Origin of the sequence: Microbulbifer harenosus (genome assembly GCF_005771435.1) — a bacterium.
Taxonomy (GTDB): domain Bacteria; phylum Pseudomonadota; class Gammaproteobacteria; order Pseudomonadales; family Cellvibrionaceae; genus Microbulbifer; species Microbulbifer harenosus.
This window is the reverse complement of sequence record NZ_VANI01000007.1, coordinates 109,578-123,310: the sequence shown is the minus strand read 5'-3', so window position 1 is coordinate 123,310 and position 13,733 is coordinate 109,578. Positions and strand designations below refer to the sequence as shown.

General features: G+C 55.5%; 10 protein-coding genes and 1 tRNA gene. 5 read left to right on the top strand and 6 right to left on the bottom strand.

Annotated features, from left to right (window positions below; translation table 11 throughout):
- Position 1: 1 nt before the first annotated feature.
- Positions 2-3,235 (bottom strand): DEAD/DEAH box helicase, encoded by a 3,234-nt coding sequence (locus FDY93_RS07140; RefSeq protein WP_171018920.1) that lies wholly within the window; start codon positions 3,233-3,235, stop codon positions 2-4.
- A gap of 190 nt (positions 3,236-3,425) precedes the next feature.
- On the opposite strand from FDY93_RS07140, the gene FDY93_RS07135 reads away from it, so the two are divergent.
- The 3 genes from FDY93_RS07135 to FDY93_RS07125 all read left to right on the top strand — a co-directional run bounded on the left by FDY93_RS07135 (position 3,426) and on the right by FDY93_RS07125 (position 8,196).
- The gene (locus FDY93_RS07135) at positions 3,426-4,226 is read left to right on the top strand and encodes a DUF3298 and DUF4163 domain-containing protein (protein WP_138235064.1); all 801 of its coding nucleotides are present in this window, start codon (positions 3,426-3,428) and stop codon (positions 4,224-4,226) included.
- A gap of 1 nt (position 4,227) precedes the next feature.
- The gene (locus tag FDY93_RS07130; protein ID WP_138235063.1) at positions 4,228-5,445 is read left to right on the top strand and encodes an MFS transporter; all 1,218 of its coding nucleotides are present in this window, start codon (positions 4,228-4,230) and stop codon (positions 5,443-5,445) included.
- Between the two features lie 186 nt (positions 5,446-5,631).
- Positions 5,632-8,196, top strand: coding sequence for an arylsulfatase (locus FDY93_RS07125; RefSeq protein ID WP_220446128.1), 2,565 nt, complete (start codon positions 5,632-5,634; stop codon positions 8,194-8,196).
- 38 nt (positions 8,197-8,234) lie between these two features.
- On the opposite strand, the gene FDY93_RS07120 is transcribed toward FDY93_RS07125, so the two are convergent.
- The gene (locus FDY93_RS07120) at positions 8,235-8,585 is read right to left on the bottom strand and encodes a DUF2200 domain-containing protein (RefSeq protein ID WP_138235061.1); all 351 of its coding nucleotides are present in this window, start codon (positions 8,583-8,585) and stop codon (positions 8,235-8,237) included.
- Between the two features lie 241 nt (positions 8,586-8,826).
- On the opposite strand from FDY93_RS07120, the gene FDY93_RS07115 reads away from it, so the two are divergent.
- Both FDY93_RS07115 and FDY93_RS07110 read left to right on the top strand, forming a co-directional pair.
- Positions 8,827-9,270, top strand: coding sequence for a hypothetical protein (locus FDY93_RS07115; protein ID WP_138235060.1), 444 nt, complete (start codon positions 8,827-8,829; stop codon positions 9,268-9,270).
- Positions 9,267-9,929, top strand: a complete 663-nt coding sequence (locus FDY93_RS07110) for a hypothetical protein (protein ID WP_138235059.1) — start codon at positions 9,267-9,269, stop codon at positions 9,927-9,929. Before FDY93_RS07115 ends, FDY93_RS07110 begins: the two co-directional genes overlap by 4 nt.
- A gap of 124 nt (positions 9,930-10,053) precedes the next feature.
- Here the strand turns inward: FDY93_RS07110 and FDY93_RS07105 are convergent, their stop codons facing one another.
- The 4 genes from FDY93_RS07105 to FDY93_RS07090 all read right to left on the bottom strand — a co-directional run bounded on the left by FDY93_RS07105 (position 10,054) and on the right by FDY93_RS07090 (position 13,589).
- On the bottom strand, positions 10,054-10,308 hold the full coding sequence (locus FDY93_RS07105; RefSeq protein WP_138235058.1) for a helix-turn-helix domain-containing protein: 255 nt from the start codon (positions 10,306-10,308) through the stop codon (positions 10,054-10,056).
- 767 nt (positions 10,309-11,075) lie between these two features.
- On the bottom strand, positions 11,076-12,359 hold the full coding sequence (locus tag FDY93_RS07100) for a three-Cys-motif partner protein TcmP (RefSeq protein ID WP_138235057.1): 1,284 nt from the start codon (positions 12,357-12,359) through the stop codon (positions 11,076-11,078).
- Positions 12,360-12,373: 14 nt separating this feature from the next.
- Positions 12,374-13,117, bottom strand: coding sequence for a phage Gp37/Gp68 family protein (locus FDY93_RS07095; protein WP_138235056.1), 744 nt, complete (start codon positions 13,115-13,117; stop codon positions 12,374-12,376).
- Between the two features lie 395 nt (positions 13,118-13,512).
- Positions 13,513-13,589 (bottom strand) — tRNA-Ile (locus FDY93_RS07090).
- Positions 13,590-13,733: the final 144 nt, after the last annotated feature.

The following is a 13,733-nucleotide window of genomic DNA, read 5'->3' as shown; positions in this document are numbered from 1 at the left end:
GTCACGACAATAGCGCCAGTAAATCCTCACTGCTGCCCGGCAGCTTGCTGGATTTGGTGGCGTCAAACAGGGAGTCTGCCAGTGCCTGTTTCTGTTGCTGCATCTGATTGATGCGCTCCTCCACGGTGTTTTCCGCCACCAGCTTGTAGACGAATACCGGTTTGTCCTGGCCGATGCGGTAGGCGCGGTCGGTGGCCTGGTTCTCCACCGCGGGGTTCCACCACGGGTCCATGTGGATGACCACATCGGCGGCGGTGAGGTTGAGGCCGGCGCCGCCGGCCTTGAGGCTGATCAAAAACACACGCACCTCGCCACTCTGGAAGCGGTCGATGGCGTCCTGCCGTTTGCGGGTTTGGCCGGTGAGTTTGGTGTAGTCGATGTTCTGCGCCGCGAGCTGCTCCTCGATCAGCTTCAGCACCTGGGTGAACTGGGAGAAGATCAGGATGCTGCGGCCTTCTTCCAGCAGCTGCGGCAGGGTTTCGGCAAGCCATTCCAGCTTGGCGCTTTCCCGGATGTTCGCGGCCTTGTCCAGTTTGACCAGGCGCGGGTCGATACAGGCCTGGCGAAGTTTCAGCAGTGCGTCGAGAAACTCGATATGGCTTTTCGCCATGCCCTGGCTCGCGACCAGATCGCGGATGCGCTTTTCCATGCTCGCGCGCACGCTTTCGTACAGTGCGCGCTGTTTGTCTGCCAATTCCACGTATTGAATGCTTTCGGTTTTCGGCGGCAGCTCTTTCACCACGTCGGTCTTGGTGCGCCGCAGCATGAACGGGCTGACCTTGCGCGCCAGTTCCCGCTGGCGCTCCACATCGCCGTCGTTCTCGATCGGATTGCGGTAGAGTCGGTTGAATGTCTTGCGCCCGCCCAACAGCCCGGGCAGTGCGAAGTCCATCAGCGACCACAGTTCCCCCAGATGATTTTCCAGCGGTGTACCGGAGAGGCACAGGCGGAATGTGCTTTTGATGGCGCGCACACACTCGGCGATTTTGGTGGTGGGGTTTTTGATGGCCTGGGCTTCATCCAGCACCATCAGGCTGAATTTGCGTTTGTCGTAGCGGGCCTTGTCGCGCACCAGAAGTGGGTAGGTAGTGATGACCAGATCGCTTTTGGCGATCTGCTTGAAGGCGGGATCGCGGTTCGGGCCGTGAACCAGCGTGACCTTCAGCTCAGGTGCAAACTGCGCCGCCTCGTGCATCCAGTTGCCGGTGAGGCTGGTGGGCGCCACCACCATTGCCGGCTTCTTCAGCTGGCCGGCTTCTTTCATATGCTGGATCAGCGCCAGCGTCTGCAGGGTTTTGCCGAGACCCATATCGTCCGCGAGAATGCCGCCGAATCCGTAGCGCTGTAAGAACGCCAGCCAGTTCAGGCCCTCCTGCTGATAGCCGCGCAGGGTGGCATCGAGACCGCGCGGGGCGGGAATTTTTTCCAGGCCGGAGAAGTCGCGCAGCGATTGCGCCAGTTTGCGGGTGAGGGGCGCCTTGCGCTGGTCGAGGTCGGGGAGTTCTGCGAGCTGCGCCGCCTGGAAGGCCGGCAGCTTTATTGGCCCATCGAGCTTTTTCTGCTGCAGCAGATCCACCAGCAGGGTGCGAATGCTCTGCAGTGGCCGGGTGTCGATCTGCACCCAGTCCCCGTTCATGTTCAAGGTCAGGTCGTCTGGGGTGCCGGACTCCAACCAGTGCTCAAGCAGGGCGGCCGTCTGCAGCCGGGTGCCGTCGGCCAGGGTCAGATCCAGTCCGAGCTCAAACCAGTGGTTGGGCGCATCCGCGACACTGAAGGCGAAATTCGCGCGCTTGATATTGAAGGCGTAGCTGGGATCAGTGTCGATGATCCAGCCGCGCTGCTCCAGCTCACGCAATCCGTTGTCGAGAAAGGCATTCCACAGTGGCGGGACCTCGTCGGGGCCGTGGGCATCGGGAAACCAGATTTCCTCATGGCCACCCAGCTCCTCGTACATGAGGACCAGGCCCATCTGGTGAATTTCGTCGCAGCAGGCGTGCTCCGCGTCGACGTCGCGGTGGATCAGGTAGTGGTGTCCGTCGCGTTCCAGAAGCTCTTCCCCGCCGGTAAACGCGTGGCTGTACGGGGCTGGCAGGCTGATTCCCGCGTAATCGAACTGCAGCTTGAGGGCCGGCAGCCGAAAATTCTGCAGCTCGCAGCCAACCAGTGTTATCCGCGGGGTGAAGGTGTTGACCTCGGTGAGCGCGGGTTCCACCGGCAGCGGCAGCTGGTCCTGTGGGATCAGCTGGCGCAGCTGCAGCGACATCCGGGTGAACTCGGTTTCCGCCACCGGCGGCATGGCCATCAGGTGAGGGAGCTGGTTGCTGGCCACCGGGGTGAGGATATCGCCGATGGTTGCGCCTTCCATATCCAGATAGCACGGCGGCGTGACCGGAATGGGCAGCCAGTGCGCGGCGTCCGCCATTCCTTCCAATTCCGCGGTCAGTTGCCGCTGTTGGTGTTTCAGTTGCCGCCAGTGCCACTGCAGGGTTCTGGCGGGGCCGCGCTGGATGGCGTCTTCGTCGAGATAGAAGCGCCCGCAGTTCAATAGGTGCACCAGCGCGCGATGGCCGGACTCGCCGCGCAGCTCCAGCTGCCCGGTCGCATTGGCACGGGACAGCAGTTGCAGGATATTGACGTCGTCATCGCGCAGGTGGCTGGGGCGGTTCCAGCTAAGGTTACTGGTATCGGGCTGGTAATAGCGCAACTGGCTCCAGCTGCCGTCTTTTTTCAGGTAGCCCTTGCGGATATTGAGCCGCAACCGCGGCGGAGAAAAGCGCGTGTCGGGTTCCAGAAAATACACCAGGTAGTGGCGCCCGTTTTCCAGTGGCTCCGGCTCCCGCTGCGGTGCCGGCGGCAGATCCGCCAGCCACTGCTGCCAGCCTTCGGCGCTATGCGCCTTCTGTACGCCGGGAACCGGCGGCGCCGCGGGGGCGAACAGGTCCAGTGTGCTTTCGGCAATCCGCGCATCCTGATGCAGCTTCAGCGCCGTGGCTACGGCGTGTTTGCAATTGAGCCCGACCGGGCAGGAACAGAGGCCTACCAGCAGGCCGCGCTCCACGTCCAGTTCCACCCGGTACACATACCGGGCCGAACCCTTCACTGTGCCGCGATAAATATCCGCTTCGTCGTCATAAGACGCGTTCAGCACGCGCCCGCGATCAAAGTAATCCTGGCCGCGGGCAAATGTGCGGGGATCGGTCATTTTGCGGATATCGCTGATGGTGAACGTAATCAAGCAGCACTCCGGGAATACGGAAGAAAACTTCGCAAGCGCGGGGGAGGGGCTGCGCAATTGCGCTCGGCCCCGATTGCAAACCGCGCACTCTACCATGCTGCGCAGGGGGATTGAACGCGGTAGCGGGGTTCGATGCGTCTGTGCAAAGGAGTATGCTGTGGCGTCCGCCAACAGGAATGAGGAACTCTGAATGGACACTCTGAATCGCCTTGGGATGCAATCTCGGCTTGCCACTACGACGGCCGTGCTGTGGGCCCTGCTGGCGCTGATCGCCTGTGACAAACGCGAACCCGCGCGCGCGGCGCCCCTGGCCTCAAATGTAGAGACGCGGGAATGGCGCACACCGGGCTGCGATGCCGAAGAGCGCTGCACTTCCGTAGTGATAAAGCGCGAAGTGTTTGCCGAGCGCCCAGCGCTCAACGATGCGGTGCGCGTGCAATTGCTTGAGCAGTTGCAGGGCAATGGCGAGGCGCCGGGCTCCACTGCCAGCAACTTCGAACAAGTGGCGAAAGCATTTATCGCTGACGCTGCGGAGGCCTCCGAAATATCCAGCGCGGCCTGGCAGCTGACCGGCGATGCCAAGAAGCTTGCGCTGCACGACAACCTGCTCACCGTTGCCATCAGCAGTTATATATACAGCGGAGGCGCCCATGGAATGCCGGTAACCCACTGGCTAAACTGGGACCTGGCGGAGAATCGGCAAGTTGCGCTTGCCGATGTGATAGCACCGGGTGCGGAGGAGCGGTTCTGGTCGCTGGCGCAGACTGCCCACAAGCAGTGGATGGAGGCGCAGGAGGTAGACGTGGACTTCCGCGAGAACTGGCCCTTTGTGCGCAGTGACGATTTCCGGCTCACCGATAGCGGGCTGAAATTGCTCTATGGCGTTTACACCCTCGCCCCCTATTCCATGGGCGAGATTGAACTGACCTTGCCGCGGGAAAAGCTTACAGGCTTGCTTCGCGAACCCTATCTGTCCGAGCCAGAAAACTGATATGCAGGAATTAAGCGCGCGCGAACAGCGCAATAACATTTGGCGGCTCGCTGTCGCTCAGGCACTGGCTGGGGCGAACTCCGTGGTTGCTTACGCCACCGGTGCCATTGTCGGTAACAATCTGGCGCCGACGCCGCTGCTGGCAACGCTGCCGCTGTCGATCTTTGTGGTGGGTATGGCCCTGTGCATTTTACCCGTGGGGGCAATTGCCGGGCGCTACGGTCGCCGCGCCGCGTTTCTGAGCGGCGCCGGCGCCGGTGTACTCGCCGGGCTGCTGGCGGTGGTTGCAGTGTATGTGGATGGGGCGAGCGGCTTCTGGCTGTTCTGTTTGTCGACGTTTTTCGGTGGCGCCTATGCCGCGGTGGTGCTGTCTTTCCGCTTTGCCGCGGCGGATGCGGTGGAACCCGCGCGCAAGGCACAGGCGCTGTCGATGGTAATGGCCGGTGGCGTGGCCGCGGGCGTCGTAGGTCCGCAGTTGGTCAACTGGACCATGGACCTGATGCCACAGCCGATGTTTGTCGCCACCTTTTATGCGCAGGCCGCCGTTGCGGCGCTATCAGCATTCATTTTGATTGGGGTGCGCCTGCCCAGGCCGGTCGCCACGGCGCACCGCGGCGGGCGTCCTCTGGCTGTCATCGTGCGGCAACCGCGCTTTATCGCCGCCGCCACCTGCGGGGCCATCTCCTACACACTGATGAACTTTCTCATGACCGCCGCCCCGCTCGCCATGCACATGCACGGACACTCCACCGCGTCGTCCAATCTCGGGCTGCAGTGGCATGTGATTGCGATGTTCGCGCCGAGTTTTTTCACCGGCAAATTCATTGCGCGCTTCGGCGCCGAGCGTGTGATGCTGTTGGGGTTACTGTTGATCGGCGTCTCCGCGGCGGTGGGTCTTATGGGCGCGCAGGTGCCGCACTTCTGGTGGACACTGATTCTGTTGGGGCTGGGTTGGAACTTCGGCTTCCTCGGTGCATCGGCGCTGGTGCTGGAGTGCCACAGCGACGAGGAGAAGACCCGGGTGCAGTCTATGAATGACTTTATCGTGTTTACCCTCATGGCCCTCGGCTCGTTTGCCTCCGGCGGCATCCTGAGTGTGTATGGGTGGAATACCGTACTGTGGGTGTCTTTCCCGCCGCTCGCCATCACCGTCATCGCGCTCGCGATACTGCGGCTGCGCGCCAAGCCCACTCCCTCTCCGGCGGAACCCGTCGGCTGAAACGGACCCTGTAGTGGATGACTGCCGCAGGGTTTTCTCTCCGCCATGTCCGCTCCCTGCTCGTTGACCATTGCGACGGTATCGTGCCCGATTGGTAGTAGCAGGCAATCTGTTAACTAGCCTTATAGGGGGCGCATACCGCCAACCCTTTTTCATATGTTGGTAAACAGGTTTCGAGGACGGCTCATGAAGCTCATGTCATGGATGGCGGCTATTGCCGCGCTCGCAATCACCATTCCAGTGATGGCACAGCAGGAGACCGGCAAGCCCGGCTCCCCAAGTGCCACCACCACTATTCCCGGTGACCAGCTACCGCCCCCAGCACCAAAATTCGGCGGTGTCATTAAGGAGGGCGCACTGCAATCCACGCCGTGGTGGCCGCCACGGGTGGTACCGCCGAAAGACGCGCCCAACGTCCTGCTGATCATGACCGACGACGCCGGCTTTGCCATCAACAGTGTATTTGGCGGTGTGATTCCCACGCCCTCCATGGAGCGCATTGCCGAAAACGGACTGCGTTACAACCGCATCATGTCCACTGCCCTGTGCTCGCCCACACGTGCGGCGCTGATCACCGGGCGCAACCATCATTCTGTGGGATTCGGCGTTATCGCCGAGCAGGCCACGGGCTTTCCCGGTTACGACAGCGTTATCGGCGTGGACAACGCCACCATAGGCCGCATCCTGCGCGACAACGGCTATGCCACCAGCTGGTTCGGTAAAAACCACAACACGCCCACCTATCAGGCGAGCCAGGTGGGTCCCTTCACGCAATGGCCCACGGGCATGGGCTTTGACTACTTTTACGGTTTTGTCGGTGGCGACGCCAACCAGTGGGGGCCGAACCTGTTCCGCAACACCACGCAAATCTACCCCTGGATCGGTCACGAGGGCAGCCTGAAGATGGACCGCTCGGACCCCAATGCGAAGATCTGGCCGGTCACCGGGAAAGAGCCCTCCTGGAACCTGATCACCGCCATGGCGGACGATGCCATCGACTGGATGACGCGTATCCACCAGACCGATCCCAACCAGCCGATCTTCTTGCACTACGTACCCGGCGCAACCCACGCGCCCCATCACCCCACCAAAGAATGGGTTGATAAAATTCACGCGATGCACCTGTTCGACGACGGCTACGAAAAACTGCGCGAGCGCATTTTCGAAAACCAGAAAAAACTCGGGGTGATTCCGCCCGACCAGAAACTCACTCCCTGGCCCAAAGACATACTTCCACCCTGGGACACCCTCAGTGCAGATGCCAAGAAACTGTATATCCGCCAGGCCGAAGTGTTCGCCGCCTACGTGGCCTACAGCGACCATGAAATCGGCCGGGTGATTCAGGCCTTCGAGGATTTGGGCAAGCTCGACAACACCATCGTCATCTACATTAATGGCGACAACGGCACCAGCGCCGAGGGCGGTCCGGAGGGGACCTTCAGTGAGGTCGCATTTTTCAATGACGTGCTGCCGCCGATCGACGTGCAGATGAAGTATTACGATGCCTGGGGCACCGAGTTTGCCTACAACCATATGTCGGCGGGCTGGTCCTGGGCCTTCGATACCCCGTTCGACTGGTTCAAGCAGAACGCCTCCCGGCTTGGCGGCATCAACCAGAATATGGTCATCTCGTGGCCCAAACGTATCAAGGACAAGGGCGGGCTGCGCGAGCAGTTTATGCATGTCATTGATGTCACGCCCACACTTCTGGAAGTCATCGGCATACCCGCGCCGGAATATGTGGATGGCATCAAGCAGAAGCCCATCGAGGGCACCAGCTTCGCCTATACCTTCGACGCAAAAAATGCCAAGGCCGAGTCGCGCCACAAAACCCAGTACTTCGAAATGATGGGGCAGTGGGCGCTTTACCACGAAGGCTGGCTGCTGAGTACCAAGGTTAATCGCGCGCCCTGGGATGCCTTCGGCGAGGCCAACACAGACCCGCTCAATAACCAGACCTTCCAGCTCTACAACCTGAACGAGAGCTGGAACCAGTCGGAAGACATCGCGGCTCAGCATCCGGACAAGGTCAAACAGTTGCGGGAATTATTTGTTGAGGAGGCCAAAAAATATCAGGTGTTCCCGATGAACGCCTCGGTGGCAGCGCGGGTCGCAGCCGCGCGCCCGAGCCTTACCGCCGGTCGCAATGAGCTGGTCTACACCCATCCCATGACCGGTACGCCCCAGGGCGATGCCCCCTTCCTGCTGAACACCTCCTACACCATCACCGCGGACATCACCGTACCCGAGGGCGGTGCCGAGGGCATGATCGCCACGTCTGGCGGACGCTTTGCGGGCTGGGGTTTCTATCTGCTCAAGGGCAAGCCGGTATTCAACTGGAACCTGCTCAACCTCGACTGGGTGAGATGGGAGGCGCCGCAGGCACTCTCGCCCGGCCAGCACACCATCGTGTTCGACTTCAAATACGACGGCCTCGGATTGGGCACCATCAAATACAACAGTTTTGCCGGCGTCGGCAAGGGCGGTACCGGTACCTTGAAAGTGGACGGCAAGGTTGTTGCCACCAAACGCATGGAGAAAACCATCCCGATCATCTTGCAGTGGGACGAGAGCTTCGACATCGGCTCCGACACCATCACCGGCATCGACGACCGCGATTACCTGCCACCGTTCCCGCTGACCGCGAAGCTGAACAAGCTGACGATCAACATCGACCGCCCGGAATTGTCACCGGAAGACATCAAAAAGCTGGAGGCGGGAATGAAGAAAGCGGCGATGGGGATTCAATAGCGGACACAGAAAGGAAACGTTGAAAATCCTGCGGCAAATTATTGCCGCAGAATTTTTTCCATCGCCTTGCCCTTGGCCAACTCGTCGATCAACTTGTCCAGATAGCGGATCTTCTGCATCAGCGGATCCTCCACCTCCTCCACCCGCACACCACACACCACGCCCTTGATCAGGCAGGCGTTCGGATGCATCGCCGGTGCTTCGGCGAAGAACGTTTCGAAATCGATTTCCCGCTCAATCTGCCGTTGCAACCCCTGCTGGTCGTAGCCGGTCAGCCAGCGGATGATCTCGTCGACTTCTGCTTTGCTGTGGTTCTTGCGCTCCGCCTTCTGTACATACATTGGGTAAACCCGGGAGAAGGGCATGGCGAAAATATTATGTCGGGGCATGATCGTTTCCTCCCAGTTTGATCATTCCAATATCGGAAGAAAACATTCTAGTTTGAAGCTTTCCAGCGCAATTGAGACGTTGGTGTCAATTATCAAAACGGGTGACATTGGCATTTCCAGGGCTTTTCGAATTCTGAGCTTGGGTTGTATCAAAAGTCGAGTTAATGGTACTCGTGTATCAGTATTTTGGCGTGATTTATTGCACTTTTAGTGGAGAGTATTGTGAGCTCGGAAAATGTATATGTCTGGTTTGCCTAGCTGTACTTTTAGAGGTAGTTTACTTGCATCTGAGAATACAGGTCTGGTTAGATTTATAGCATTACCCTCTGGGGTTTGGATTCATGGCACGGAAAAATTAAATATGGACAAATTTTGGGTGGTCGATACGAAGGCGAAAATTTCGTCAGAGAGCTCTTATGAGCAGGACGGCAGTGAATGGTATTACGGTCGTTCGGTAGTTCCTGCCAGGTCCGCAGAGGATGCAATAAGTATCTTAAAAATGGCATTGCGGGATAAGCATGTTGAGATAGAGGCGGTCCTTGCTGTTGTTGATTACACACAGAAGAACTGGGATTCAGATGACGACGATTTGTATGACACCGTCGAATCCTATGAAAAATCAAAAGCAAAAAATGAAGTGGTAACCGGTGTATTTGCATCGGGAATGTATTTGGAGCGTGAATGATCATGTCAAAAGGAGCGATGACATTAGCGGAAGGAAGCCAGAAAGATAAGTTCAAAACGGATGCCACATTGGTGTTGAATGGTAGCCAGGCGAGAGAGTACGTATTGCGAACGGCGTACGACCAGCTTTCGGTTTGGAAGGCCAAGTATGCCGTGAGTGTGTCACCCTTTTATCCGCGGTTGAGAACCTCAATTAAAGAGGCTGCGTTGATTGATAATGAAATATGGGTCTTCGGTGTCGATGGAACCAATTCCAGCCATATCATTGATGCCGTAAAGGTCGCTACGCAGTTTTATCAGGTCAATCCCAGAGATATCCTCAGTAATATCTATATCAAAAACATGAACGCGGAAGGCCAGCATGAAGGGAATATGCCGTTGTTGGTCAGGCTAAACATGGGGTTGTATGAAAATACAACCAAGGCGATAGCGGATGCCTGTCGGCATTTCGGTATTCACTCTGGTATCAAAATTCACGTATACAGTTCCAATATAAATCCAAAAATTCCGAAGCCTGAACTGCACCAGGCGCTGAAATCTGGCGGAGCAAAAGCCGTGGAGACTGATAGCCGGAAAATTCGCCATAAAGTGGGCAGTAATAATGGCGAAGATTCTGTTCCTCTTGTGAGTAATCTCCACGTGGCCATATTGGAATTTTGACGTCGATGGCTTGAGGGCACGCATGAATGGTCATGGGTTCAGCCTTGATGTATGCAAGCAGGGCGGCTGGGCGGTCGTCACCGCTGATCATGTTCTGGTTATGCTCAAGCCTCTGGGCTGTGAATTAGCCGCGGAAGTTCTTTTTGCCGTTCAATAGTTTGGCGTCATCGTCGCGCACTACGTCGTCGCGGTTCAAGAGTCCCCGCACAAGTTCCAGTTCAGGCTGCGCGAATCGCTCAAGCACTTTACCTACAGTGGTGGGCGTGAGGCCGCTTTGTTTGACGAGGGTACCGATGTTGGCGATGGGGTGCTCGAACAATACGTCCAGTACCTGCAGGGCTGAGGGGGGGCTGACGCCCAAGGGTGGCGGCGCGCTCACGGTGTGCTGCGCGCAGAGTGTGCAGCTGCTGGGCGGTAGCGACGGCCTGGGTGGCGGTTTCAGACGCGGCATCCACAAAAAACAGCAGTCAGTTTTCCCAGTCGCCGGTCAGTCGCACCTGTAGCAGGCGGTCATAGTAGGTCTAGCGGTGTTTTTTGAAGAAAACGGAAACGTATAGCAGAGGCTGGCTGAGCACGCCAGCTGCGACCAGAATCAGCGGAATGGGCATACGCCCCAGGCGCCCATTTCCGTCCTAACCCGGATTTTTCATGAGCCTGCAGATAGCACAGTATTTTCTTCTGTTGCTCCGAGAGCCTCGCTCGAAGGATATGAATTGACCCATTCGATCACGACTTAACCTTCTTGGTTTTTGTCGGACGCAACTTCCCCTTGCCCCATTCTTTATCCCATGCCGGAGCAGCACTTTTTCTCCTATATCGGTATCAGTCTCGCCGCTGCCATACAGAAGATTTCTCTGTCCGGCATTGATGTAGGCAACATAAATCGGAGGCGCCGTGTATTTTTGATCACCACGGCGGAATTTCTTATCGGACTGATTTAAGCACCAGAGATGATAAGACTTTCCCCCGTTCTTGTATCTGAACTCGTGCAAAATCCGGGCTAGAAAGCCTGATTCGCAACTTTACCTGTCGTTCTGGATTGTCTATGGAAGAATCCACTTCTGAGGTTTGCCCGATAGACCCTGACGACTAAGACGCAGTTACAGGTTGGTGAAAACCGGAGCGGGCATCATAAGATATATACTTTCAGCCAAGTGAAAATATTAGTGGTAGTTGGCTGTATTCGATTAAGTCTGTGCTGACAATCTGTGTTGCAGACCTTCTAATTCCCCCTTTATTTGTCCGGATAACCAGCTCTTTTGTCTCAATAGCAGATTGCAGTGCATTCTTAATGTGAGATTCAGATGCAACGGTGAAACTACCCAATTCATCAGTGAGCTGGGAAAAAGAAATGGGGCCTTTCGTTTCAAATATACGTCTGGGTAGCTCCTCAGACAGAGCTTCTACGCAACGCTTTTCTGTCTCTTCATTTAGAACTTTTTCGTCGCACAGTTCTAAGCTGTTTTGGCCGGGTATTTGAAATGCTTGATAGCCAAGGCCATAGATGCCTGCACCGAGGTGATGAGAAAAATAAGGCTGGTTATTCGCATGCTTCCAGTGAATATCCATCATAACATCACGTGCACGGTATACATTTGATAAATGAACAAGCCAATATGCGCGCCCTTTCTTAGGATGTATAAAAAACAGAGTAATATGTTTGGCGCCTGATGCTCTGAAAATGGCGTTTGCTAGCTGCTCCTGAATTGCGGCGTGCCAATTTCCAGCTTCTTTAAACTCTGCAAGGCGTTTCCACGATATGTATTCGTCGAGCTGAATGTTCGAGAATGCTTTTCTGTTGCTTGGGGTATCCGATATGTAACTTTGCGCAGCGTCAAAATTGAAAGTGAGTATGATTTCTCCGTTGGACAGTTCGGTTAAAACCTTTCGGGCAATTGAAAACGGGACATCTTTGTATGAGTATTGATCAAGAATAAATATAGCTCTTTGAGTGCGGGGATTTCGTTTCTTTATCCTTTCTATTATGCCGGTGGCCGCTTCTGCAAAACTAGTATCATGAAGATGGGCATTGTTTTGAAGTAAGCCGCTAAAATTAGATTGCTGGATTTCATAGCGTAGGAAATCAAGGTGGGTCTGCTCTTTCTCAATGAAATGGTATTCAGCATCAATGCACCGATTTTTCTTACTGCCAATGTTTATAGTGGCTTCAGCCTCCTTTATGGCGCGCAAAATAAGGAAAGGAGATCCGTCGACGGGAGTTTTACTCAGCGCATCTACGTACTTTCCTCCTCCGGCGAAGCCATCAACAATAGTCATTGAGAGCTTTTCCATCGCGTAATGCGCCATCACCACTTCTACATATCGTTTTAAATAGTCGGATATTATGTGGTGCTTGGTTTGACTGTGCTCGTCCAGCGATGGTAGGGGCTGACCGATTTCCCACTCATATTTTTTTGATTTTTTTCCCATCGGCCCTTCCTTAGTTACACCGGTATAGTGGGGATCATGTCCCAGGTTTTTCCTTCGAGCTTACGGCCATTGGCACTTTTGGAGCGCTTTACACCATCTGCCCCCCAGGCCCCCCACTGCTTGAAGAAAAAATCGACCCCAGCTTTATTGCATTGATTCCTGATTGATAGGACCCATTGCTCGTTCATAGGCCGCGCTTTAGCGCCAGATTCTCCACCGACAATAACCCAGTGAATTCCTTTGAGTCTTATTCGCCCCAAGCCTTCCAACAAGGGCTCTATCGATAAGAATCTTGTTTCAGCGTCAATTTCTTGTAGGTGAGGTATTCTAGGTAGGCCATATTTTCTATCTTCCACTGATACACCGATCCATGCATTCTTGGGAACTGTGCGATTTTTAAAATAATCCCTCATGCGTTCTGAGCGCTTGGTTAATATCTGATATATGTGATGGGGCGTTTGGGTAATAACTTCAAAAACTTTATCAATGTACTCGAAGGGCACCTCTTCATGAAACAAATCGCTCATGGAGTTCACGAAATACATTGTTGGCTTTTTACGCTCCAGAGGCTGAGTTAGCCTTTCAGGCAGCAAGTTGATTTCACTAAACTTTTTTTCGTAACCTGGTGTGCCCATGGCGCGCAAACGTTTTGAAAGCGTCTCTGCATAGCAGTGCTTACACCCTGGCGAAACTTTTGTACAGCCAGTAACCGGGTTCCAAGTCTGTTCTGTCCACTCTATTTTGCTCATTGAGGCCATGATGTTGCCCCTTGGTTAGTCAAACTTCTGATGGTAAGCAGGGGCGTCTCCTATTATGTCTAGCTATCGTCGGGCGCTTCTCTCCGTACGGGCGTTTTCTTTATACATTGCCAAGCAAACCAAGCAGTGTATTTAATGTTTCTTTCCCAATCTACAAGCACTAGGCATGGCTGTATATATGTACAGTTTATTTACCGGTACATTGAAGATCAAGATTGGTGTTGAGGGTGCTTGCCTGGTTTCGCGTAGCCCCGGTGTAACCCCGGAAAAATTAACGATAGCCTAAGGCGAGCAGGGCTTAGAGAGGACTAGTTGGGGTTGCGCATTTTTGAACCCCAGAGGGAAGCACCGGAAACCGCCAAATCCATTTAACATACTGATTTTAAAGGTTTAAATGGTGGGCCTGCTCGGACTTGAACCGAGGACCTAACGATTATGAGTCGTGTGCTCTAACCAACTGAGCTACAGGCCCATTTAAACTTTTTTTTTCAACCTAGCCTATTGATTGTGAGTCGGATGCTCTAACCAACTGAGCTAAAGGCCCCCAAGAGGAGTGCTTGCGACGATACGCGAGCGGGTTGGCAAATTACCTGATTTCCCCTTTCAGATCAACGGC